21 protein-coding genes are annotated in these 25,068 nt (G+C 42.6%); 10 read left to right on the top strand and 11 right to left on the bottom strand.

Features of this window, described 5'->3' with window-relative positions:
• The first annotated feature begins 64 nt into the window (after positions 1-64).
• Genes MHI23_RS18450 through MHI23_RS18440 form a run of 3 tightly spaced genes read left to right on the top strand, consistent with a single transcriptional unit; the run spans position 65 to position 2,394 of the window.
• On the top strand, positions 65-994 hold the full coding sequence (locus MHI23_RS18450) for an ABC transporter ATP-binding protein (protein ID WP_025093740.1): 930 nt from the start codon (positions 65-67) through the stop codon (positions 992-994).
• Positions 991-1,941, top strand: a complete 951-nt coding sequence (locus MHI23_RS18445; protein WP_034624085.1) for an ABC transporter permease — start codon at positions 991-993, stop codon at positions 1,939-1,941. Before MHI23_RS18450 ends, MHI23_RS18445 begins: the two co-directional genes overlap by 4 nt.
• A 24-nt stretch (positions 1,942-1,965) precedes the next feature.
• Positions 1,966-2,394 carry a DUF4064 domain-containing protein gene (locus MHI23_RS18440; RefSeq protein WP_024427571.1) on the top strand — a complete coding sequence of 143 codons (429 nt, stop codon included), beginning with the start codon at positions 1,966-1,968 and terminating at the stop codon, positions 2,392-2,394.
• Positions 2,395-2,435: 41 nt separating this feature from the next.
• Here the strand turns inward: MHI23_RS18440 and MHI23_RS18435 are convergent, their stop codons facing one another.
• The 7 genes from MHI23_RS18435 to MHI23_RS18405 all read right to left on the bottom strand — a co-directional run bounded on the left by MHI23_RS18435 (position 2,436) and on the right by MHI23_RS18405 (position 12,018).
• A complete protein-coding gene (locus MHI23_RS18435) occupies positions 2,436-3,764 on the bottom strand; it encodes a citrate:proton symporter (RefSeq protein ID WP_024427570.1) in 1,329 nt (442 codons plus the stop codon).
• Between the two features lie 278 nt (positions 3,765-4,042).
• Complete coding sequence (locus tag MHI23_RS18430) at positions 4,043-6,112, bottom strand: beta-galactosidase (RefSeq protein ID WP_125586946.1); 2,070 nt, start codon at positions 6,110-6,112, stop codon at positions 4,043-4,045.
• A gap of 23 nt (positions 6,113-6,135) precedes the next feature.
• Entirely contained in the window at positions 6,136-7,344 is a 1,209-nt protein-coding gene (locus MHI23_RS18425) for a glycosyl hydrolase 53 family protein (RefSeq protein ID WP_268481248.1), read from the bottom strand.
• An 11-nt stretch (positions 7,345-7,355) separates the two neighbouring features.
• A complete protein-coding gene (locus tag MHI23_RS18420; RefSeq protein WP_024423962.1) occupies positions 7,356-8,198 on the bottom strand; it encodes a sugar ABC transporter permease in 843 nt (280 codons plus the stop codon).
• A gap of 1 nt (position 8,199) precedes the next feature.
• Entirely contained in the window at positions 8,200-9,417 is a 1,218-nt protein-coding gene (locus MHI23_RS18415) for a sugar ABC transporter permease (RefSeq protein ID WP_283241896.1), read from the bottom strand.
• Positions 9,418-9,584: 167 nt separating this feature from the next.
• On the bottom strand, positions 9,585-10,850 hold the full coding sequence (locus MHI23_RS18410; RefSeq protein WP_125586942.1) for an extracellular solute-binding protein: 1,266 nt from the start codon (positions 10,848-10,850) through the stop codon (positions 9,585-9,587).
• Positions 10,851-11,022: 172 nt separating this feature from the next.
• Positions 11,023-12,018, bottom strand: a complete 996-nt coding sequence (locus MHI23_RS18405) for a LacI family DNA-binding transcriptional regulator (protein ID WP_342492153.1) — start codon at positions 12,016-12,018, stop codon at positions 11,023-11,025.
• 172 nt (positions 12,019-12,190) lie between these two features.
• Here MHI23_RS18405 and MHI23_RS18400 point away from each other — a divergent pair, with 172 nt between their 5' ends.
• Positions 12,191-13,090 carry a LysR family transcriptional regulator gene (locus tag MHI23_RS18400; protein WP_024427566.1) on the top strand — a complete coding sequence of 300 codons (900 nt, stop codon included), beginning with the start codon at positions 12,191-12,193 and terminating at the stop codon, positions 13,088-13,090.
• A gap of 15 nt (positions 13,091-13,105) precedes the next feature.
• On the opposite strand, the gene MHI23_RS18395 is transcribed toward MHI23_RS18400, so the two are convergent.
• The 3 genes from MHI23_RS18395 to MHI23_RS18385 form a co-directional block, all read right to left on the bottom strand.
• Positions 13,106-14,782, bottom strand: coding sequence for a hypothetical protein (locus MHI23_RS18395; RefSeq protein WP_268423008.1), 1,677 nt, complete (start codon positions 14,780-14,782; stop codon positions 13,106-13,108).
• 82 nt (positions 14,783-14,864) lie between these two features.
• Complete coding sequence (locus MHI23_RS18390; protein WP_025093748.1) at positions 14,865-15,275, bottom strand: hypothetical protein; 411 nt, start codon at positions 15,273-15,275, stop codon at positions 14,865-14,867.
• Positions 15,276-15,287: 12 nt separating this feature from the next.
• Positions 15,288-16,772, bottom strand: coding sequence for a lipase (locus tag MHI23_RS18385; protein WP_326848905.1), 1,485 nt, complete (start codon positions 16,770-16,772; stop codon positions 15,288-15,290).
• A 134-nt stretch (positions 16,773-16,906) separates the two neighbouring features.
• Between MHI23_RS18385 and MHI23_RS18380 the strand changes: the two genes are divergently transcribed.
• From MHI23_RS18380 to MHI23_RS18355, 6 genes are all read left to right on the top strand, one after another.
• Positions 16,907-17,413 carry a DUF1433 domain-containing protein gene (locus MHI23_RS18380; protein ID WP_125586936.1) on the top strand — a complete coding sequence of 169 codons (507 nt, stop codon included), beginning with the start codon at positions 16,907-16,909 and terminating at the stop codon, positions 17,411-17,413.
• A gap of 94 nt (positions 17,414-17,507) precedes the next feature.
• The gene (locus MHI23_RS18375) at positions 17,508-18,443 is read left to right on the top strand and encodes a nucleoside hydrolase (RefSeq protein WP_125586934.1); all 936 of its coding nucleotides are present in this window, start codon (positions 17,508-17,510) and stop codon (positions 18,441-18,443) included.
• A gap of 93 nt (positions 18,444-18,536) precedes the next feature.
• Positions 18,537-19,394, top strand: coding sequence for a MurR/RpiR family transcriptional regulator (locus MHI23_RS18370; protein WP_024423955.1), 858 nt, complete (start codon positions 18,537-18,539; stop codon positions 19,392-19,394).
• Positions 19,395-19,579: 185 nt separating this feature from the next.
• Positions 19,580-21,124, top strand: coding sequence for a gluconokinase (gene gntK / locus MHI23_RS18365; protein ID WP_125586932.1), 1,545 nt, complete (start codon positions 19,580-19,582; stop codon positions 21,122-21,124).
• 24 nt (positions 21,125-21,148) lie between these two features.
• The gene (locus MHI23_RS18360) at positions 21,149-22,477 is read left to right on the top strand and encodes a GntP family permease (RefSeq protein WP_024423953.1); all 1,329 of its coding nucleotides are present in this window, start codon (positions 21,149-21,151) and stop codon (positions 22,475-22,477) included.
• 278 nt (positions 22,478-22,755) lie between these two features.
• Complete coding sequence (locus MHI23_RS18355; protein ID WP_198527728.1) at positions 22,756-23,676, top strand: hypothetical protein; 921 nt, start codon at positions 22,756-22,758, stop codon at positions 23,674-23,676.
• Between the two features lie 32 nt (positions 23,677-23,708).
• On the opposite strand, the gene MHI23_RS18350 is transcribed toward MHI23_RS18355, so the two are convergent.
• Positions 23,709-25,046, bottom strand: coding sequence for an amino acid permease (locus tag MHI23_RS18350; RefSeq protein WP_041108467.1), 1,338 nt, complete (start codon positions 25,044-25,046; stop codon positions 23,709-23,711).
• Between the last annotated feature and the right edge of the window lie 22 nt (positions 25,047-25,068).

Raw genomic sequence — 25,068 nt, 5'->3', positions numbered from 1 at the left:
GGATCATGGTGTTTATCAGGAAATAGAATGATAGATGATACTTAGACAAAGAAGGAGAGGTAACGTGACGAACGTTTTAGAACTGCATAATGTATCTAGACATATTAGCGGGAAAAAGATTGTTCAAGACTTGAGCTTTTCTGTCCAAGCGGGCGAAGTCTTTGGCTTCTTAGGACCTAATGGTGCAGGGAAAACAACAACCATTCGTATGATGGTCGGTCTTTCTCCCATTACATCTGGTGACATTCTGATTAATGGCCATAGTATTCAAACATCCTATCAGCATGCCATCCAACATGTCGGTGCGATTATTGAAAATCCAGAAATGTATAATCATTTAACGGCAAGACAAAATCTTGTTCACTTTGCCAGAATGAATGGGAAAGTGGATGAAGCGCGAATTGATGAGCTGTTAGAGCTAGTCAGCTTGCAGCATGTGAAGCATAAACGTGTGCGTACATTTTCATTAGGAATGAAACAGCGATTGGGCATTGCGCAGGCACTCATACATAGACCGAAACTGCTAATCTTAGATGAGCCGACCAATGGACTTGATCCTGAGGGGATTCGAATGATACGAGATTACTTGAGAAGGCTTGCGAAGGAAGAAGGGCTGGCTGTAATTGTTTCAAGTCACCTCATGTCAGAGATGGAATTGATGTGTGATCGCTTTGCAATTATCCAAACCGGAAAGCTGATTGCGATTGAGGATCAGCGTGCTGAGACGAAGCAGGATGATTTGGTTAATTATCGAATGAAGGTAGCAGCCGGGGAGCTTGAAGAAGCACAGAAGCTCATTGATGCATTTGAGGAAGGCGTCACTGTAAGAGAAGAGGAGCAGTACTTATTTTTCTCTATGCCAGAACAAAAAATGCCAGAATTAATCCGTCATTTGAGCAGCGCGTCTATTCATTTGTACGAGATCAAAATTGAAAAACAAACCTTAGAAGATAAGTTCTTAAGCTTAACAGGTAAAAAGGAGGCAGACGTATGATTCGCCTCATTCAAAACGAGTGGATGAAGATCAGTTTTCGTGTTGGTACTTGGATTATGGTTGGGCTTCTTGTTTTAGGTATGGTTGCCACGTTGATCTTTGTAGTGAAAACAAATGACAAAGATCAAGCTTCAGGTGATTGGAAAACCCAGCTAGAAATGATGAATAAGGAAAACAAGAAGGAGCTCAAAGAGACAGAGAATGGTTTCTTTAAAAGAGAGCTTGAAAAAGAGATCACTATTAATGATTATCGAATCAAGCATAACTTGCCGCCAGCTGATCAGTTTAGAGACAGTGTATGGGACTATGTGAAAACAAACGCCAATTTACTTCAGCTAGTCGGTGTGTTTGTGATCATTATTGCTTCCACCATTGTATCGGCTGAATACAAGCATGGTACAATTAAATTATTATTGATTCGTCCACCATCAAGGCTAAAGATCCTAATATCTAAATATATTACGGTGCAGCTGTATGCTCTTTTACTTGTTGTGGTGCTATTTATCTTGTCATTCATATTGGGTGCTATTTTCTTTGGACTTAACACTGATTATGTGAATTTGGTGTATCAAAATGGTGAAGTGATTGAACGTTCGCAGTTTGCAAATATGGTCTATTATTATCTTGCTCATTGTGCAATGTTTGTCGTTTTGGGAACCCTTTCGTTTGCCATTTCTACAGTATTTAGAAGTGAAGCTATCTCCATTGCCATTAGTGTTTTAGCGTATATTGTGGGTGGATCAGTCACAGGTATTTTAATGCTCTTCTTTGATTGGTCAAAATATCTGTTATTTGCAAACGATCCATCTCAATACTTTATGGAACAGGTTACTATTATCGATGGTATGTCTCTAGGATTCTCACTAACCGTCCTAGTCATCTATTGGGCTATTTTCTTAGCTATTGCCTTAATCGTTTTCCAAAAACGAGAAGTAAAAACAGGTTAATTTAACTTTTTAGGAGGTTTACACATGATTAAACGTAAAGGTGAAAAAATTATGGGGATTATTAGTATTGTCCTCAATGCCATTGGTGTCGGGTTTGGGGCATTAATCCTTTCTGTGGGTCCATCATTTTATGATGAAATCAATGAAGTGTTAAAAGAGGAAGGGGAAACATTGCCGATTGAAACGCTTCAGGCTTCGGTTCATGCGTTTGGTACTCAGTTCATGGTCGTTTCCGCAATTGCGGCTGTGCTGTCGATTGTAGGTGTGATTTTCTTGAAAACCGACCGTCGTGCCGTGCTTTCAGGTATTCTTTTCTTGGTTTCTGCTGTGACTCTTTTAATTGGAACAGTTGGCCTTGCATTCGCTCCAATGGTTCTATTGTTTATCATTGGATTAATGTCTCTTATTAGAAAGCCGAATTCAGACATTCACACAAGTGAATATCCTTCATAATGAAAGAAAAGACATGCGCATATCCGCGCATGTCTTTCTTTTTAAATGATGCCAATCAGCATCGCCACGAACAGAAGGATAATACTGAATCCCCACATCCAAAAGAAGGAGTAGCGGATGTGTTTCCCCATATCAACCCCTGCAAGACCTACAGCGAGCCAAACAGCGGGAGCAAGCGGGCTGACAAAGGTTCCAATGATGTTCCCAATCATCATGGCATATGCCGCAGAAGTGCCTGGTACGCCAACTTCAGATGTAATGGATTCAACAATTGGCAGAAGAGCGTAATAATAGGCGTCTGTACTTGTCAGCATATCAAGCGGCACTCCAAGCATCCCAACAATGATATGTAAAAATGGCAGCAAGAAGGCTGGTAAAATGTGAATACTGTCAACAGCAATGGCTTTCAGCATCCCTGTGCCTTCAAGAATTCCTAAAAATGACCCTGCGGAAAAAATCACAGCCGCCATCATCAGCGCACTAGGTGCGTGTGCCTTGATCCTTTCCATTTGCAGATTCACATTCGGAAAGTTAATTAATAGTGCGAGAGACAGGCCAATCATAAACATAAAACTAGCAGGCATCACGTTCAACACGAGAAGCACCACAACACACAAAAACAGAACAAGGTTCACCCAAATGAGATGATAACGCTTTAAAGAGGCGTCTCCCGTTTCACTAATAGACTGAATGGCACGATCCCAATCTGCACCTTCTAGTTGAACCGCAGCTATTTCATTTGCAGCAATTTTCACCCGAATTCGCTTTTCTTCTCTCTTTCCTAAAATGAATGCCATTCCTAACACGAGTACAACGCCAATGAGCTGAATTGGAATGAGCGGCACCCAGAGTTCAGAGGGGTCCATATTCAGGACACTTGCTGCCCGTCCAGTCGGTCCAGCCCATGGAATCATATTGGTTAATCCAGCACTCGTCCCGATTAATAACAGCAGTAAATAAGGACTCATATGTAATTTTTTATAAAGCGGAAGCAGTGCAGGTACAGTTAATAAAAAGGTCGTAGCCCCTGCTCCGTCTAAGTGTGCGATAACCCCAATCAAAGCAGTTCCCATTGCAACTGTGACAACATTTCCTTTTGTCAGCTTGATTAAAGTCTTAATTACAGGTTCAAAGAACCCTGTATCTTGCAAAATACCAAAAAATAAAATGGCGAAGATAAACATGGTCGCCACCGGCAATACTTTGATAATCCCTTCCTCAAAGAAGGTTTGAATGTCATTGATCCCAAATCCCGCAATGAGCGCCCCTATTAAAGGCACCATGACCATGGCGACAATTGGACTTGCTTTCCCCCAAATCAGCAGCACAACAATCGTTAAAATAATCATCAATCCAACAAACGTTAACATAAGCCCCTCCCCCTACAAATAAAACGTTTACATTTGTCTATACTTTTCATCCAATGCATTCCCACAGGTGCATTGAAAAAAAGGGTATCAAATTTATGAGTATTAAGCAACCGCTTTCATACATATAAAATGGTAAAAAAGGATGGATGGACCAGTCGTGGCGCGGCATCAAATATTGTAAAAAAATTTAGATAAAAATAACGATTAAAGTTCACAATAATTAATATGGGTATTTAGACTTATTAAATTAAAAAGCGCCCAATAAATGGACGCTTCTTTCAACGATTTTTCAAGATGACATACTCGTAAGGATTAAGTTGAAGCTGCTCAGGCACTTGCTGTCCAGTCAGCATATTCTCATAGCTTGCCTCTGAATCTAGTGACATGTTCTGCTGCTCTTCTGTAAAATTCATCAAAAACACATAGTCCTGCGACCCGTCTGTTCGTTTTTGTACACTGACTCCTTCTGGAATTGCAGTGGATAGGACGGGCTGTATGCCAATACCTGCGATAAGGTCTTCGTAAAACTCATCATAAAAAGACTGCTCATTTTCTGAGGCCATATAGTATGCTTTCCCTTTTTCTAATGAACGGACAGTCAGGGCTGGCTGTCCTTCGTAGCAGCCATTCTCAAAATGCCCTAACACAGAGGCCGTTTCAGGATGTATAGATTCGCAATATTGTCCGACATGATAGGTGCGTCCATTCCCTGTGGTCATTAACACATGTTCATCAGGCATCAATGTGTTGATTTCCTCTGCCCAAATGCCAAGTACATGGCGGAGAGGACCAGGGAAACCGCCGAGGAAACAGAGATCATTTTCGTCGACTATGCCGCTCCAGTAAGTCGCGATAAAAATGCCCCCCTCTTTGACAAAGGCTTCAATTTTTTCTGCAACGCCTGGTTTGATCATGTAGAGCATTGGCCCAATGAGCACACGATAGGATGAGAAATCCTTTTCCATCCCGACTATGTCAACAGAGATACCTTTTTTCCAAAAGCTTCGATAGTGAGTTTGACAAGCCTCTACATAGCGTTTGTTTGTATTATTTAAGCCTTGCGCATCATCAATGGCCCAGTGATTTTCCCAATCATAAATGATGGCGACCTCTGGCTGAACGGATGTGCCCGCAATTGGGTGCAGCTGCTCCAGTTGTTTCCCTAGATCAGCTACCTCTTGAAACACGCGCGTATGTTCATGACCAGAATGATCGACAACGGCACCGTGGAATTTCTCAGAGGCGCCTCGGCCTTGCCGCCACTGGAAATAAAGCACGGAGTCTGATCCGTGGGCAATTGCCTGCATGGCAGAAAGGTGTGCCATGCCTTTATGTTTGACCTTGTTCACTTCATGCCAGTTTACAAGGCTCGGCGTACTCTCCATGACGAGAAACGGCTGTCCGTCCTTTAAGGAACGATACAAATCATGTACAAAGGCAACGTTCGATGCTAATTCGGCCGTTGTTTCTCTGCCGCTGTGCCAAGCAGGATAGCTATCCCATGAGATCACATCGACCTCTTTTGCAAATTGATGATAATCCAGCCCAAGAAATGGACGCATATGCGGATAGTCGCCCATAAAGTTCGTGGTTACTGGGATATGAGGCGTCAATTCCCGCAGCGGCTTAATTTCATTTTGATAAAAATTGATCGTTTGTGCTGTGACAAAGCGCTTCCAATCCAGGTTCATGCCGTGAATCATGTGCTCCCCGTGTGGTGCGGGTGACTCGATTTGTGACCAATCACTATACGTGTGGCTCCAAAATCCCGTCCACCATGCTTGATTCAAAGCCTCAAGATCGTGGTTGTATTTGTCCTTCAAATAGTCTCGAAATGCTTCCTGGCACAGGTCGCAATGACACTCGCCGCCGTACTCATTCGAAATGTGCCACATGATCAGTGCTGGATGATCCTTGTAGCGTTCCGCAAGCAGCCGGTTGAGTGTATTCGTTTTTTCTCGATAAACCGGAGAGGTGAAGCAATGATTATGGCGCAGTCCATGTAAGTTACGCTGACGATTCGCTTCGACGCGCAATACTTCTGGATATGTTTGTGACAGCCAAGCAGGTCTTGCTCCGCTTGGCGTTGCGAGAATGGCGTGTGCCCCCTGTGCTGCCAAGCGGTCCATGATGTCATCCAGCCATGCAAAGTCATACTGACCCTCTGCTGGCTCTAGCTTACTCCATGCGAAAATGTTGATGGAGAATGTTTGACAGTGTGCAAGCTTCATTAATCGAAAATCTTCGTCTATGATCTCGGGCATATGCAGCCATTGATCTGGATTGTAATCGCCACCATGCAAAAAACCTTTCACATTTGGGTGAACGAGTGGGTAACGCTTTCCCATTTTGTCACGTCCTATCCTTTTAGTTACGGTGTCATTTGTTTAAATACATCAAGAGAAGGCAGTGCTTTTCCGTTGAAATCAAACATCGCTTGATTTTCCCACGCATTTCCGACAGTCCCGGTTGTTTGGATATAAGCGAGCCCGTATTGACTAGACCACGGAGCACCTTTCGCTGGAATCCAAAGCGGCTCCCAATAAAAGAACCCCTTCCCGCGGTTGTTGTTTACTTGTGAAATTTTTTCGGATAGATCTCGTATAAAAGATGCCTGGCCTTGAGGTGAGGCTGGATAACCGGCTGTATTGACAGAGTCTTGGTTAAATGAGTTATCTAGGTTGTCACCGTTTGCTGTCGTAAAGCCGTAAGCAGTTTCTACCACGATCACGTCTTTATTATAGCGGGCACTGATATCATTCATATTGGACGTAAGACCGCTAAAGCCGCCGTCCCAATACGGGTAATAAGATAAACCGATCGTATCGAAGGAGACGCCTCGTTTTGTGATTTCATCAAACCACCAGCGGGATGCACCATTGTCTCCGCCATGTGCAAGGTGAAGCATGATTTTGATGTTTGAATCGACAGAGCGGACGGCATTTGTGCCAGCTTTTAGCAGAGCAGCGAGCCGGTCAAATTCACCACCGCCTTCACCCCAGCTTTTTCCGTTTGGCCACAGCATACCTGAGTTCAACTCATTCCCGACCTGAACCATATTCGGCAAGGCATTTTGCGCTCTCATCGCTTTGAGCACATCACCTGTGTAAGTGCCGACCGCTTTTTCTAAATCGCTTTGTGAGAGGGATGCCCACGCTTTCGGTTTGAATTGTTTACCGGGGTCAGTCCAGAAATCACTGTAGTGAAAATCAAGCAGCACTTTCATGTTTTGTGCTTTTGCACGTTTCGATAAAGCGATGGCTGTGTTGAGATCATTTGTGCCGCCGTTATAGGCACGGCCTTGATTGTCATATGGATGGTTCCACAGTCTGATACGCACATAGTTGACGCCTTTATCCTTTAATAGCTTGAGCGGATCAACCTGCTGTCCGTTCTGGTTGTAGTATTTGCCGCCGCTTTTCTCCACTTCTGCAAGCATCGAGATATCGGCTCCCTTGATGAAATCACCTTGCAGTCCATTGACCGGTTTCACAGAAATCGTATCGGCCCTTGCTTCAGGCAGAATACCTAATCCCATCAGAAAGAAAACGACAACAGTGACAAGCAACCATTTCTTCATCAAATCTCCCCTTATCCTTTTGTCCCGCCTTGTGTGAGACCGGACACAAATTGTTTTTGTAAAACAAGGAACAATAAAGCGACTGGAATCGCAATGAGTAAAGCCCCGGCTGCAAAGGTCGTGTAGCTTGCACCCATTTTGTCTGACACAAGATTGTACAGACCGATTGGGAGCGTATACATTTCGGGTGAGCGGACAATGACACTGGAAATGATGAAATCACCCAGCGGACCTGTAAATGAGTTGATTGCGACAACAGCTAAGATGGGCTTAGCGAGCGGCATAATAATTTGGATGAAAATCCGGAAATGCCCTGCGCCGTCCATTCTGGCTGATTCATCGAGATCCTTTGGAATCGCATCAAGATAGCCTTTCATTAAATACGTATTCATCGGAATTTGTCCACCTGCATAAATCAAAATCAGGGCAAGGTGGCTGTTAATGAGTCCAAGCATTTGAGCAAGAACAAAAATCGCTATCAGCGCTGAAAATTGAGGAATCATTTGCAGCAGCAAAAAGAGCATCAGCCCATTTTTCCGTCCTTTGAAGCGGAATCTGGAAAAGGCATAGCCTGTAAAACTGACAAGAACGAGCGTTAAAACCATTGTGGCAATACTGATCTTCATTGAGTTCCAATACCATTTTGCATAAAGTGCCCCCTGACCGAAGAACAGCTCGGTGAAGTGGCTGAACGTTGGATTCTTCGGAAACATGCTTGTACTCATGAGGCTGTTCCCAGGGTTAAAGGAAGCACCGATCGTCCAAAGCAGTGGATATAGAATACAAATGGAGGCAATGAAAAGGATAAAATAAGTGATGCTCAGGCGAATGAGCTTGTTTTGTTTTGATCCCATATCACATCATGTCCTCCTCTTTGAATGAATTCGTTCTCTTAAACTGCCAGAGTGCAATGGCGATGACAAAGATTGAAAGTAAGATCGTGACAGCGGCAGCGAGTGCATATTGAGAAGACTGCATCGTGAGTTTGTAAATCCAAGAAACCAAGATGTCCGTTCCCCCAGCAGTTGAGCCAGCGACAGGCGGTCCTCCGCCATTAAATAAGTAGATGATATTAAAGTTGTTAAAGTTAAACGTATATTGCGTGATTAATATAGGCGCAATGGAATAAAGGACAAGCGGTAACGTGATGGACCGGAATTTCTGAAAGAAGTTTGCCCCATCAATGGTCGCAGCTTCGTATAGATCCTCTGGAATTGCTTGCAAAACACCGGTTGTCATAATGAAAACAAAAGGAAATCCAAGCCAAGTCTGCATCGCAATGAGTGCAATTTTGCTCCAAAATGGATCTGTCAGCCATGGTTTTGGATCAATTCCAATCGATGCAAAAAGTGTGTTGTTAATGGCCCCAAATGTATCGTTGAACAGTCCAGCAAACACCAAAATGGTCACAAAACCCGGAACAGCCCAAGGGAGAATCAAAATGGTTCTAAAAAAACGTTTTCCTTTTAAATCCTTCTGATTGAGCAGAACCGCTAGAAAGATGCCGACAGCACATTGAAGGGTCGAAGCAGCCAGCGTCCATACGACGGTCCAGCCAAGTACATCAATGAAAGTGTCTCTCCAAATATCAATTGAAAAGATATTTTGGAAGTTCTTGATCCCTACCCAATCGATCAGATTGGCAGGAGGCGAGTGGTATAAATCGTAGTTCGTAAAGGCAAGCGCAAAGCTGAACATAATAGGAAAGACAACAGAGAATAGAAGTAAAAAGAAAGCAGGAGTGCTCATTAAGTAAGGAAAGCCTTGGTCGATCAGCTGATGATATTGAGCTCGGATGGAATGAAGCGGAATCCCTTGATCACGTTTCTTTCCGTTCATAAAAGCATCACGCATCATGAGTACGTAAAAGCCGATACCAAAACCAGCTGTTAACAGCGCAATAATCCCTTTTGCTAAAAGAAAAACAGAGTTGTCACGAGGCAGCATCGTACCAAGTGTGAACAGCCCCCAAAAGCCAATATTGAATAAATCATAAAATACGATGAAAAAAGAGACGCCAAACAGGAAAAAAAGTGCCCCTTTGCCGTACTGTTTGTTGTACATTTGCCCCATCCCGGGTATTAAGGAGAACATTAGCGCCCGTCTCCGGTGTGTCTTTGATTCCACTATGTGTGTGCGGTCTAGTTCAAGGTTACCCGTCACGTCTAACACCTACTTCATATGAAATTAGATCAAATACGGGCAGCTTGATAGACTTAAAGGCTACCCGTGTTTGATGATTACTTAGAGTGATTTGCTTTAATTTGAGAGTCGATTTGATTGACCGCATCATCAAATGCCTTTTTCACATCTGTCCGGCCTGTTGCAATGAGACCTAACGCGCTGTCAATCGGCTTCCACACTTCTGCCATTTCAGGGGTATTCGGTGTCAGCGTGGCATATTTCGTTTGTTTTGAAACAGCATCCGCATTTGCGTTTCCTGTGATGATTGGATCCTTCATCAGCTTTTTCACTGGTGGAATTTCCTCTGTTACTTCGAATCGCTTCTTCGAATTTTTTTCATTCGTGATAAATTCAACAAATTTCTCAGCAAGGTCTTTATTTTTAGAATAAGAGGAGACGTTGTAGCTCTTTACACCTAAGAATGAGCTCATATGCTTTCCGTTAGGGAGTATTGGCAGCTCTGTTACGCCATAGTCAATTCCAGCTTCTTTATATGGACCAAATGACCATGGACCAGAAATGACAGCAGCGGCCTTTTTCTCTGTGAATAAGGAGTTGAGGACATTGATTCCTTGTTCACCAATGATGCCTTTCGGGAAAAGTCCTTCGCTAAAGAATGTTTGAATGTATTTTCCGCCTTCAACAGCGCCATCGTTGTTCAGGCCAATATTGTTCACATCATAGGAGCCATCGCTTTTCTGTTTGAAAATATAGCCTCCTGATCCGCCTAACACACTTTGTGCATAGTAAATTTCATCCCATTTCGCTACAAAACCGTATTTCCCGTCTTTTGTCAGCTTTTTCGAAAGGTCATACCAGCCATCAAGTGTAGTTGGTGCCTTTTTGACAAGGTCTTTGTTATAGAAAAGTACTGTCGTTTCAACGGATTTAGGAAGGCCATACAGCTTGCCGTCTACCGTTTGTGATTGAATGGATTCGTCTGTAAAGGAATTGATCACTTTTTGATCAGGCTTGATTTCCTGTAACAGCCCCTCAGTGACAGCTGATCCAATTTGATCGTGAGGCATCGTGATGACGTCTGGGCCTGTCCCGGCTGCTCCATCAAGACGGAGAGCTTCGATTTGGTCGGCATACGCTTTTTCGACCACTTTGATTTTCACATCGTTTTGTTTTTCGAATTCTTTTACAGCGTCTTGAATCCCATCAGATTTTTTGACATCCTCCCATACTAGCAAGGTCTTTGTACCTGTAGATGCTGGCTGTGTCCCGCTTGAATTGTCATCTCCTGGCCCGCATGCTGAAAGCAGAAGCACAGCAGTACCAACGACTGCTGATAATGTCGCCCATTTTCCCTTTTTCATTGGTAATCCCCTCTCGTTCTTTTTTCACAGATGATAAGAAAACGCTTTCTTAATGTGAGAATATCAACTTAAGTAAAAAAAGTAAACATATTTTATTAAATTTATTAAGTAAAATTTTTTACTCGTATAGAGAGAAAAGAAGCCCTCCACATTAGGAGGGACTTCCAGTTGATTATATGGTGCTTTTTCGAAAGACAGGCTCTGAGGCAATCAGAACAGTTTTAGGTAGTGTTCTGCCGTCCACAAGTCTTTCTAAAAGTAAATCGATCGCCGTCTCACAAAGTAATGACGTATGGATGTGATACGTGGTGAGCGGCGGCGATACATATTGAGACACATGAATATCGTTGATACTAAAGACGCTGACGCGGTTCGGCAGAGAAAATCCTCGCTCATTTAATGCTTGTAAGCAGCCGATGGCAAGAGGGTCACTAGCGACACAAAAAGCGGTGGGCAAATCATCACCAAGCTCGTCGATCGCCTTCATCATCAGCGAATAGCCTTCATCTACTGAGAAATGGTGGCCGATATAGACCAATCGCTCATCAAGCATTTGGCGGGCCAGCATGTATTCACGGAAAGTCGTTTCACGAATATCTGGAATGTGCACATTCGTATTCAGATCAAGGTCTGTGCCGCCAATGAATCCAATGGATTGGTGCTCTTTTTCGATAAAAGAATCGATGATCTTTTCAACAATTCGTTTCAGGTTCGGCTTTACAGAATCAAAACGGTCTTCATCTGGCGTCGTATCAATAAAGACAATGTGCGGAGTGATCGCATATAATTGGTCAAGCTCTGACGTTTTAAAGCGGCCGATGGCGATGATTCCTTCTGTAGCAGAATCAATGGAATGTAGCCCATCAGACGGATTGTAAGCGGTGACATTTAAGCTCCGAGTATTGGTGAGTTCCTCAATGCCGAGTCGAATGGATTTAAAATAAATATCTTCAAGCTCTTCCTTTTCGGTCATCCAATAGAGAAAGGCGATTTTTTTTAATGAATGTTTGAATGTCTTCTTTTGGTAGGACAAAGCTTCTGCGGCGGCATATACTTTTTCGCGTGTTTGATCGGTGACAGATAGGTTGGGATCTTGGTTCAGTACGCGAGATACCGTTGCAATGGATAAGCCTGCTTTTTCTGCAATGTCCTTTATTTTAGCTGCCAAATCAGCACCTCCTATAGAAAATATCTCCTCTTAGTATAGAGTCTTTAAAAAAATTAGTAAATATTTTTATTAAATTGTTTTCGTTTAGGCGGTTCTTTACGTGCTGGAAAGGAATTAGTAAGATATATATAGGTAAGGTGTTGGATTAAGATTTCTGATAGGAGAGGGACCGATGTATTACGATGCACTGAAGACATTTGTGACAGTGGTGGAGGAGAAGAACTTTACAAAAGCAGCCCAAAAGTTGCGGATTTCTCAACCAAGTGTCAGTCTTCATATTAAGAACTTGGAGCAGGAATTCCAGACCGTTCTGCTGAATCGTTCGCCAAAGCAATTAACCGTTACACCAACTGGGGATATGCTGTACCATCGATCAAAACAAATCATTCGTCTCTATGAACAGGCGAAGCAGGACATTTATGAGCATCACCACCTGGCAAGAGGAAAGCTGACCATCGGGGCGAGCTTCACCATTGGTGAGTATGTGCTGCCGCAAATATTAGCGGAGTTTCATCAGCTCTATCCGCATGTTGATATTGAGGTGGTCATTGATAATACAGAGGCTATCGCCAGACATGTCCGTTTATTCCATGTCGACATCGGTTTGATCGAGGGACAGACCAATGACAAAGAGCTTTCTGTAGAAACTTTTCTAGAGGACGAACTTTATATTGTGGCGCCATTAGATCATCCTTTTGCCAAGAGAAAAGATGTCACCATTGATCAATTACAGAACGAAACATGGATCACGAGAGAAGAGGGATCAGGGACAGGAGAATATTTACAGCATGTCCTGAAATCAAATGGACTGAAAGCGCGAACCTTTGTAACCTTTAGCAGCAATCAAGCGATTAAAGAAGCTGTGATCCATGGAATGGGTCTTTCTGTTTTATCTAAATATGTCCTCCAGCGAGGCAGCATTGGCGGTGAATTGGCTGTTATTTCTGTGAGAGGCATGGATTTCAAACGAAAGTTCTCCTATGTCGAGTCACCGATGACCGGGGGAAATAAAAATAAGGAATTGCTCGTTGAATTGTTAAGGAAAGAGAAAAAGGACGCTTCTCCTCAGTAGGAGAAACGTCTTTTTTTATAACCCTTTAATTTTGATTTCATCGACTGGAAGGAAAATCTCACCTGTATCTGTATATTTCATCGTGACCTGATCGCCTTCTTTTAAATAAATGACGAGAGGTTCTTTTTCAGATGACATAGTGTAGCTTTTTCCATCGTCTAGCAGGAAGGTGACGGTTGTATAATCACCAGTCTTTTCTTTGTAGACTCGTTTGACCTTCCCTGTTGCTTCTTTCTTTTCCTGCTTAGAGGAACTGTTAACGGTACCGCCGCCTTTTTGAAGAGCTGTCTTATAGGCTCTCAGTGCTTCGTTTGGTGTAGAAGCATACGCAGCGATTTCTGGATTGGCTGCAGAAACGATAAAGTAGTTTTGCAGGAATCCATTTGAATCGAGAACCGGTGTGAGCCAGCTGGCTTCCCCATAGAAATTATAGAGAATTGGCATGCGGCCTTTCCATTTCTTCTCGATGAATCGTTTCTCAATAATTTGTAGAGCGCCCTGAGAATCCATGTAGGATTCTTCAAGATTTCCGGTATAATAAGTCGCTTTTCCTGTCCGGGCATTGGTCAGGGCATATCCGAGCATGGAATCAACGCCCTCTTTCGGACTTGTGAAATCTGTGAAGTAATACATATCTCCTTTTGAATCAAATACAGGGCTCACATTGGCTTCCGTTCCTTCATCGGAAGGCAGCTTGACATCTGACTTTCCAAACATACTGTTCCAGAACCCGTGAATATAGTTTCCGAAATAGCTGTTTTGCAGACTGACCGCCTCTGGTGAAACAGCACCGTCGATAAAGGCAGGTACTTGATCTAGAGCATATTTCTTCGTCGCACCTGTTTTGGCATCAACAACGACGACACCGGAAGCTTTAAAGCCGTTTCGGGCAGAGATGAAATCGCCATACGTTTGAATGTAATAAGGCTTGCCGTCATCATTGATTTCCAGCTGTGTACCGCCGTAGAAAATCAAATCTGGGTACTGGAGACGGATATGCCGCTCAATTTCTTTGTTGAAATAGGAGGAAGGCGTATAGACCATCTCCGTTTTCACGAATTTTGGATTAGCAGAGGAGTCGGTCGCACTTAATGTGAAGTAACCCGGCGTGCTGCCTGCACGAATCCATTTAAAGAAGTCCGAGAACTCCACTGGAGCGATGTATACATACTCACCGTTGACCTTCTGAATTTGCAAGCTGCCAAGCTCATAGTAGCTTGTGTTTGGCACCTGTCCGAACGATTTCTTCATTTTGTTTCGGGCAAATTGAGGCGGCACACTCGCAGGTGTTTCTTTTTCATCAAATGCTTTGATTTCTACTTTTTGCTCCATTTTGGAAACATCGAATTTCTCATTCGCATTGAATAGAAAAGCTGTCGCCATGTAAACACCGAGCAGCAATAGAATAAGAAACAGCACGCCTTTGATTTTACGCTCCAATCCAACCGACAAAAAGGCTCCTGCTGCTGTCACAACAAGTCCAATCAGCCATAGAGATGAAGGGTTACGGTCTAAATTGGTAATGTAATAGAAAACAAAAATACCGATCATGAACAGCAAAGCAAGGCCTGCAATCCACATGAGCGGCACCTGCTGTTCTGTTCCTTTCTTTCTAACGATCAACCTGAGCGGTGTGAGCAAAAGGGTCAAGACAAGACCGATCACAACCGAAAATAACAAAATATATCCCACAAACAGATCTCCTTTCAAATCAATCACTCTTTTAGTATATACGAGTGAGGCGGGGAAAAGATTCATCGGATGGAAGGTTCATCTAAATGCCAATCGAGTTGATGGCAGATTGAACATCTTCTTTCAGTTCGTAAAATTTGAGTCTTTGTTCAATTTTTTCTATTAAGGCGTCTATGGCTTCACCTGACATGTGCGTATGGATGCGCTGTTGCTGTTTATACACTTTGACCAGAAGGTCGTCAATTAGATCTAAAATTTTTTCCGCTTCTTGGCGATCTTCTGCAAATTCATTTTGAAGCTGATGCCGGATAGCTCTGATAAGTGCTGTTTTCTGTTCTTCTTTGATCTTTGCTTTCAAAGCTGCCAGCTCTGCTGGTGTCATGTCTTCCGTGTCAAAGTTTGCTTTTGAGAAGATGGAGCTTGATGTATGCGTATCTGTCATTCTTTGCAAAAAACGATCTGCATCTGTTGGTTGTTTCTTTGAAAATTCCATTTGTCGTTCTCCTTAAGAAATACCCATGTTCTTCGCCAGGGCTGTATCTGCATCGTGGTATTGTTTTCCTAGCTCGCTCATATCATCTGATATTGAGTCCAGCCATCTTTTTAAATTCATAGCGTTATCAATCGCTGTATCATACTTTTTGACCGAATAGAACTCATTCTCAAGACCCTCTGTTTTTAAGTGGCGAATCACAGTATCCACATCTGAAGCCGTCAGCTGATCATATGAACCAAAGCCAACAATTTGTTTATACCTTGAGCGTACCCGTTCCACAGATTGATCGACTTTGTCATCGAGTTTCTCGATTTTGCGAATGATTTGCTGCATATGGTGATCGGCATATGTCGAGAATTTACGCCCTGTGTTCATGAGAACGTGGGATTTAATTAAAATCGCCACCACACTATGAGGATCAACATTTGATTGGCTCAACTGATGTAACATGGCCGTGGTAAGTGAAGGGTTTTTTCTCAACATATCATCAATGGTTTGAACGGAGCCGCCTGGCGAAAAGGTATAACGATCTAAGCCATGGCTGCCAGCGATTGCTTCAAGGAATAAATTCGCATCCAGTGAAGGATTCACACTCATTGCCCGATTGAGGAGGTCTTTCATGAATTGGACGGCTTTTGAGGAGTCCTCGGAGTAATCGACACCTTCGGGGAGAGCGGCATCATACATCACTTTCACTCGGCCGATTTCTGTCGTATGGCGATTTAAAAGAGAAAGCCCGTCATTGAGATTGATATATTCGGTTAATCTGCTACGGTAATCGCCTTTTAATGCTTTAGCTTGTAGACCATCTGATAGATTTGGATAAATATTTGGATTCTCAAATGTGACCCCGCCTTGAATAAAGTCGTTTTTGACAAGAACATAGGAAGCATTTGACCCGCCGAGTGAATGACCTGTCACATACATTTTCGCATTCGGCATTTTCTTATGTATTTCTTTCGCATATCGATCCGCTTGAACCATTTGATTCTCTGCACCATGCTCAAATGGAATATTTTTAATCAGATACTTTGTATCCGAAACCATCCAATCTTGAACAATTTCATTTGTATAGGCGGTCGTGCCTGTTGTCAACTTAGTCGTCACTTCCTGTGAACCCTTCGATCTACTAAAAGGAGGCAGCTTCGTCAAAATGGTAGAAAGAAGATCATCTGACTCTTTTTTTCCATGTTTTTTAATGGTATCTTTATATTGGCCTGCACCAATCGGTTCAGAACCACGGTATGCGATGACGGCGTTTTTGATTTTGGTGAGGTCTTTGCCTCCATTAGATCGAGTGAAATCCTCTTCAGAAACAAGAGTTAAGGCATTGAGCCCTTTTTCCGTCTCTTTATAATCAATGACGTACATGTTGTTACCATTACTTATTTTTATCATGTTTGAATCACTATAATTTTCTATTTTATAGGATTCGTCCGAAATTTTATTGTAGTCTTCGTCGCTAAGCATAATTCTTGATATCTTTTTAGACAAAACTGTCACTCCTGTAATATTTATCATAATAATTATATTATATAGTTTATTAAATATCTATTATGATCTGGGATTGAAAGAGTATAAAGTTTAAAAATATATTTTAAATTTTTAAAAGGTGGATATAGTTGCTAATGAAAAATACATTAAAGGTTTTATTTTCTCTAATTGTAATAATAATCATATCGTTGGCAGTGCTTTTAATCCAACATGATAAGCAAAATAAAACTAGCGATTCAGGAGGAAAGAATACTGTGCAAGAAAAAGAGAAAAGTGATCAACAAAAGGCAGAAGAACTAGCCGAAAAAATGAAACCGAAAATAGAAAAAGATCTTCATGAAATGGACATCCATCAATTTATAAAAGATATAACTTTTAAAAAGGGAGTTACCATTAGTCCTATGGGCTATATTATTGTTAAAGGATACGTTAACGATGAACCTGAGAAGTTCAATTTTTCTGCATCTTTAAAGTATAGAACTAAAGAAATTAGTTCAATGAGTTATTCATACGAGTTATCAATTCGATTCAGGGATTGGGAAAAATATAAAGATGAACCGGAATTAAAAGAGAATTTCCTAAAAAGCCTCCCCAAAAAAGAACGCGAACAATATCTTAAAGACATTGGAGAAAAAGAGTAATAACAAACAAGTAATTTCCGATTAACCCCAAATAGTTGAAACAGGCATATGCTATCATTCACCTAACAACACTTTTAAGGGGGAGATTTCACCCATGGCAAATACAAAGAAATTGATCTTAGATGTAGATACTGGAATCGATGATGCGATTGGGATTTTGCTGGCAGTGAAAAGTAAGCAGTTTGATATTTTGGGGATTACGACGGTATGCGGGAATGTGTCTGTCGATGCGGCTACATTGAATACGTGTAAAGTGCTTGAGCTGGTTGAGGCAGATAACATTCCTGTCATCAAAGGTTCAGCAACTCCTCTTTTAAGAACGCCTCACTATGAACATCGGGTACACGGAGAGGATGGAATAGGCGGGGCTTTAAAGGATGCCCGGCCAAAGAAAACAGCAGATGCTGGTTTTGCGCCTGATTTTATCATTGAACAAGTGCTGCAGTATTCGAATCAGGTCACGCTTGTGTTGACAGGGCCTTTAACGAATTTAGCCCTTGCGGTAAAAAAATGCCCTGAGCTGATTCATCATGTGAAAGAGGTCATTTTTATGGGTGGTGTCGTGAAGGGGCAGGGGAACGTCTCACCAGTTGCGGAATTCAATACATATGCAGACCCAGAAGCAGCGAAATTGGTGCTGGATGCTGAATTCCCTTCATTGACTCAAGTGGGGTTAGATGTCACCAGACAGGTCTTGTTAACGGATGAGAGAATCGATGCCATTCAAAATGAAACGTTGGCAGCTTATATCAGAGAGAGTACAAGCATTTACCGACAGCGCTATTTTGAGCGCAATGGTGTGTGGGCGTGTGCCATGCATGATCCGCTTGCTGTAAGTCTTGCCATTAACAAGGAGCTTGTAAGCACACAGGCTTTTCATGTAGAAGTGGAGACGAAGAGTGAGTTTTGTGACGGTCAAATGATCTGTGATTTTCAGCATCAGTGGGAGAAAGAGCGTAATGTCCAAGTGTGTATGGATGTAGATGATGAAGCTTTTTTCGATTTATTGATCAAAACGATGAATTCATAAAAAAAGAAGTCTGTGCAAGCAGGCTTCTTTTTTATAAGATGGGAACATGAGGAAATGTATGCGTTCACATGAATAAGGAAGGAGTGAAGTCAATTGGCTTCTGTCAGTTTAAGTAGTATTGAAAAAATACGCGCAGCAAGCAGAGGATTGCCGCCAAAGCTGAAAGGAATTGCAGAACATATTACGAGTGAACCTGGCGACATTATTCATTTATCAATTGTCGAGCTTGCCAAAAAAACAGCGAGTTCAGAGGCAACGATTTTTCGTCTTTGTAAAAGGCTTGGATTTGAGGGCTTTCAAGATTTGAAGATTGCAATTGCCCAGGAAATAGATCAAACAAAGCCTGATTATGTAGATGAAGAAATGAGTCTTGATGATGATACGGCCGTTTTTATGCAAAAGGTTTTTCAGGCGAATATATCTGCATTAAAGGATAGCTTTCAATTACTGAATCCAGAGGATGTAGAAAAAGCCATACAAATCATTCATGAAGCAAAGCGCTTAGAGTTTTATGGGAGTGGCGGGTCTGGCCTCATTGCAACAGACGCTTTTCATAAATTTATGAGGACAGGCATCAACTGTATTGTTCACACCGATTCCCATTTTCAAGCGATGTCTGCCGGTCTTCTCGACCAGCACAGTACAGTGATTGGTATATCTCATTCTGGCCGTAATAAAGATTTACTCGATGCAATGAAAACAGCAAAGGAAAAAGGAGCGAAAACCATCGGTATTACAAGTTATCAGCGCTCTCCATTGAGCCAGCTTGCCGATGTCACATTGTATACTTCGACGCAAGAAACGGCTTTTCGAACAGAAGCGATGTCTGCAAGACTTGCTCAGCTCACTGTCATTGACGTACTATACTTTGCACTTGCTCACTTAAGACAGCAGGAAACTTTAACAAATTTAAAACAAATGAGAGAAACCATTTCACAAAAAAGGGTGTAATGGTTTCAAAAATAAATTTTTCTATTAGTGAAAAATGCCGTTGTGGTAACGATTTTGAGCTTTTAAGTGAAAATAATTTTCTTTTTAGTCGTTGAATGTCGAAAAAATTATTCCTATAATGGGATTTAACAGGTATATCAAAACAATAAAATATGATTTCAAATCAATGATTGGGCGTGATACAGATGAAGGGAAACCAGGCGGTAATTGGTTTGGATATTGGAACAACAAGTACAAAGGCGGTTCTGTTTGGACCACAGGGGAAAGTGATAGCAAAGCATTCGGTTCCTTATGATCTCATTCAGCCCCAGCCAGCATGGGTTGAACAGGACCCTGAACATATATTAGAAGCCGTCATTGCAAGTGTAAGAGGTGCATTGACGAAAGCAGCATTTGATGCAAAACATCTCATAGGCGTCGGGATTAGTACAGCGATGCATTCCTTGATTGTGATGGATAAGCATGGCAAGGCGTTAACGAACAGTATCATTTGGGCAGATAACAGAAGTGCAGAACAAGCGAAGCGAATCACTTCAGAAATGGACGGCTTCCAAGTGTATAAAAGAACCGGTACACCGATCCATCCAATGTCACCGCTTTCAAAAATACGGTGGATCAAGGAAATGGCACCTGATGTCTTCAAGAAGGCAGCGAAATTCATTTCTATCAAAGAATATATTCTTTATCATTTCTTCGGTCAGTATGTCGTCGATTATTCAATCGCTTCAGCAACGGGACTGTTCCGTTTGGAAACGCTTCAATGGGATGAGCAGGCGCTGCGTATTGCTGGAATTGAGGCTGATCAATTGTCTGAACTTGTTCCCACGACGTATCAGCTGAGAGGGCTTCAGCCAGAGATCGCCCTGCGAATGGGCATTGCGGAAGATACACCATTTGTTGTTGGTGCGAATGATGGGGTTCTAGCGAACTTAGGTGTGGGAGCGATTGGAAAAGGTGAGGTGGCTGTCACGATTGGGACAAGCGGTGCAGTCCGTACGGTCGTGGACAAACCAATAACAGATGAACAGTCAAGAACGTTCTGCTATGCGTTGACTGATAAGCATTGGGTGGTTGGAGGACCGACGAATAATGGCGGGATCATGCTGAGATGGCTGAAGGATGAATTCGGATCCTCGGAGGTAGAGGTAGCAAAGCGTCTTGGAGTGGACCCTTACGACCTGATGATTGATATTGCGAAAAAAGTTCCAGCCGGCTCAGAGGGACTGCTGTTTCTGCCATTTTTAACAGGTGAGCGTGCACCATATTGGAATCCAAATGCGAGAGGCACTTTTTTTGGGATCGGTCTTCAGCATAAGCGGGAGCATTTTATAAGAGCTGTGTTAGAAGGCGTCATTATGAGTGTGTTCTCAATCGGTGTTGCCTTAAGGGATTTAACCGGTTCAGCAAAGGATGTCAGGGCGTCGGGCGGATTTGCGCGATCTCCGCTGTGGCGGCAAATTTTAGCGGATACGATGGGCAGGGAAGTACTTGTCCCAGAAAGCTACGAAGCATCAGCACTTGGGGCGGCTGTGCTCGCACTTCATAGTTTAGGTTATATGGAAGAGATAGAAGAGGTTCAAGATTGGATTCGAATCTCTGCCCGTCATGAACCAAATATGGAGAACAATGAAACATACATAGAACTGTTTTACTTATATGAGCGTCTCTATGACAAACTCAAGGATGAATTTGATGTCATTAGTGCGCTTCAATTAAAACAAAATCATTAAACATCAGGGAAAAGGTGGGAGAGCATGCTTTTATTCATCGTGATTGCCGCAATTGTCCTTTTACTCATCCTCATAACAGTTGCTAAGTTGAATCCGTTTGTGAGTTTAATTATTACCTCTATGTTAGTCGGCTTTGCCACAGGGATGGACCTGCAGGAAATCATTCAATCCATCAAAACGGGGTTAGGCAATACGTTATCATTGCTGGCCATCGTTCTAGCGCTTGGAACCATGCTTGGGAAAATGATGGCTGAATCAGGTGGAGCTGAGCGGATCGCTCACACATTAATCGGCCGGTTTGGGACAAAAAATGTGCATTGGGCGATGATGTTTGTTGCCTTTATTGTGGGAATACCTGTCTTTTTCCAGGTCGGATTCGTTCTTCTCATTCCTTTATTGTTTACGATTGCGATTGAAACGGGAATCTCGCTCGTGACAATTGGGATTTCGCTCATTGCTGGCTTGTCTGTCGTTCACGGTCTTGTGCCGCCTCATCCAGCTGCCATGGCAGCTGTCGGCATCTATCATGCCAACGTGGGGAAAACCATTTTCTTTTCCATTATTGTCGGTTTGCCGACAGCTATTATTGCTGGGCCGCTGTATGGAAAGTGGATTGGAAAGCGGATTCATAAACCAGTTCCAGAGCTGCTGAGAAAGCAATTTACTGAACGCAATGAAGATCGAAAACTTCCCGGCTTTGCAAATACGATGTTTACGATTTTGGTGCCAGTGATTCTAATGCTTCTTGCCACACTGGCGGATATTATTTTACCAGAGGACAATATTTGGTATCAGGTATTTAAGTACATTGGAGATCCAATTACAGCACTGCTGATTGCAACGGTGTATTCTTTCTTCAGTCTTGGCTTTGTGCAAGGGATGAGCCGTGACCGGGTGCTTTCCTTTAGTAATGAGTGCTTAGGACCGATTGCTTCTATTCTGCTTGTCATTGGAGCAGGCGGGGCTTTCAATAATGTGCTCATCGATTCGGGTGTTGGTGATTATATTGCAGATTTAGCCAAACACTCGCCGATCTCGCCAATTTTGCTTAGCTGGCTGATTGCTGCGGTTATTCGTGTGGCAACAGGATCTGCTACGGTCTCCATGATGACCGCAGCTGGTATTGTCGCACCGATTGCTGCATCTATGCCGGATGTGAGCAGAGAGCTCCTAGTGTTAGCTACAGGGGCGGGTTCATTGATTTTGTCTCACGTCAATGACTCTGGTTTTTGGCTGATCAAAGAGTATTTTGGTATGACCATTAAAGAAACGTTTTTGACATGGACGGCTATGGAGACGATCATTTCTGTTAGTGCCATTGCATTTATTATGATCATTAATATGTTTATATAGTGAAACGCAACAGCCTGATTCTTCGGAATTGGGCTGTTTTTGCTTTTGACAATACCACCTCTTTCAGATTGGGGTAAAATAAAGATATTGAGAAGCGGGAGGCGGACACGATCGAACCATTAAAACACGTTTATCATGAATTATTTATTGAAGAATTAGCGGAGAAACTTGCACAAGCGTCGACTGGGTTTGATGCTGGAGAATTCCAGCGGCTTGTGTTTCAAAAGGATTGGCAGCAGCTTGAGTTAAAAGGCAGAATGAGAAGAGTCACTGAATCGATGCATGCCTGTCTGCCTAAGGATTATGAGCAGGCCATTGAGGTGCTGCGTCAGACAGCCCCGCATTTTTCAGGACTTAGTGCGCTTGTATTTCCAGACTACGTCGAAATGTACGGTCTAGCACAATGGGATATCTCGATCAAGGCGCTCGAATTCTTTACGCCTTTTTCCACTTCTGAATTTGCCGTTCGGCCTTTTCTGATTCAGGATAAAGACAAAATGCTGGCGCAAATGCTTGTATGGTCACAGAATCAAAATGAGCATATTCGGCGGCTGGCTAGTGAAGGATGCAGACCACGTTTGCCATGGGGATTAACTGTTCCTGCACTTAAAAAGGATCCTTCGGTTACGCTGCCTGTTTTAGAAAACTTGAAGTCGGACCCAGCGCGCTATGTGCAAAAAAGTGTAGCGAACCACTTAAATGACATTTCAGCGATTCAGCCTGATCTGATGAAGAAGACGGCTAAAAGCTGGTATGGAACGAATGAACATACGAACTGGATCATCAAACATGCTTCCCGTACCTTACTAAAAAAGGGCGATCCTGATATCATGGCTTTGTTTGGCTATGGGGATGATCCATCTGTTCAAGTAACAGATTTGAAGGTAGTGCAAGACCCTATTCGTATTGGAGAGAAAATGACCTTTCAATTTACACTTCAGGCCGCTAAGCCACTAAAACTGCGTGTAGAGTATGCCGTAGACTATGTCAAAGCTCGGGGTACCCGCAATCAAAAGGTATTTAAAATCACAGAATTTGAAACAAGTTCAGCGTTACATAGAGAATTCGTCAGGTCACAGTCCTTTCAAAATATGACGACGAGAAAGCACTATGAGGGAACCCATACTTTAACGATTATCATCAACGGCATTCCAAAAGCGTCGATTGATTTTGAGGTAACAGAAGATAGCAGCTCATAAAAAAAACCCGCCAATTCGGCGGGTTTTGGCGTTTAAGCCTTCTTTTTCATTAAGAATGAAGCGATGATGGCAGCGACTAAGAAGCCGATACTGATAATGGAGCTAGGCAGGTTTTCTTGTCTGAATAGGAACAAAACAAAGCTTAAACTGAGTACAAGACCTGCAAATAAAGTTAGATACGGAAACAGCCACACCTTGAAATACGGCTCCTGTGGATATTTTGGACGCAGCTTCAGATGTGCCATACAAATGCTGATCCAAATGAGTGAAACAGCAAAACCAGGAATAGCCAGCATGTAGCTGAAAATTTGGTCTGGATATAAGTAAGCAAAAAATGTTCCGATGAGAAGAAATAGAACGGTAACCCATAAACTTAAAATGGGTACGCCTCTTTTGTTGACCTGTGCCAGTTTTTTCGGACCGCCATCTGATTTAGCCAGAGAATGAATCATCCTCGTCGTTCCATAAATTCCGGAATTCGCCGCAGATAGAACGGCTGTAATCAAGACGAAATTAATAAAGTGAGAGGCGCCCTGCATACCAGCAGCAGAAAAGACTTGGACAAAAGGACTGTTATTTGGGTCAATTTGATTCCAAGGAATAAGGCCGCAGATAATCAAAATCGGCAATGTGTAAAATAAGATAATCCGCCACATCATACTTTTGACTACTCCAGGCAGAACCTTCTCCGCATCCTTTGTTTCAGTAATGGTCAGCCCAATCAATTCAGAGCCTCCATAAGAGAAAATAACCACTAAAAGTGATGCAAAGATCGCACCCCATCCATTCGGGACGAAGTTTTGATAGTTGGTAAGCGCTGGTGTGCTTTGTTCGTTTGGAATGATCCCAAATAATAATGCTGCACCGAGAATAATAAAGACAATAATAACGAAAATCTTCATTCCAGCGAACCAAAACTCAATTTCACCAAAGTATTTTACATTATTTAAGTTAATTCCGATGACTAAGAGTGAGCAAAGTAAACATAGTGACCATAGCGGCACGTTCGGCAGCCAGTATTGAAGCAGACTGCCAGCTGCAATAATCTCAATGACACATACAGTGAGCCACATAAAACAGTAAACCCAGCCGACGACAAATGAAAAACGTTGACCAAGCGCAATTTGTATAAGGTCGCGAAGATTATTTCCCGGATACACAATGGCCATTTCGGCTAATGCTGCCATCACAATGAGGAGCAGCAATCCGGCAAATACATAGGAAAAAATGACCCCAGGACCTGCTAAACCAATTGTATCGGCACTTCCTTTAAAGATTCCTGTACCAATGACCCCGCCCATCGCAATCATGCGAATGTGACGCGGTGATAAAAGCTTTTTTAATTCTTGTTGCTCCTGATTCGCGCTCATGACGTTCTCCTTTTTTAAAAAT

It is taken from the genome of Bacillus sp. FSL M7-0003 (assembly GCF_038628485.1).
Classification (GTDB): domain Bacteria; phylum Bacillota; class Bacilli; order Bacillales; family Bacillaceae; genus Bacillus; species Bacillus safensis.
The sequence above is the reverse complement of the archived record's forward strand: the minus strand, read 5'-3'. Positions and strand labels throughout refer to the sequence as shown.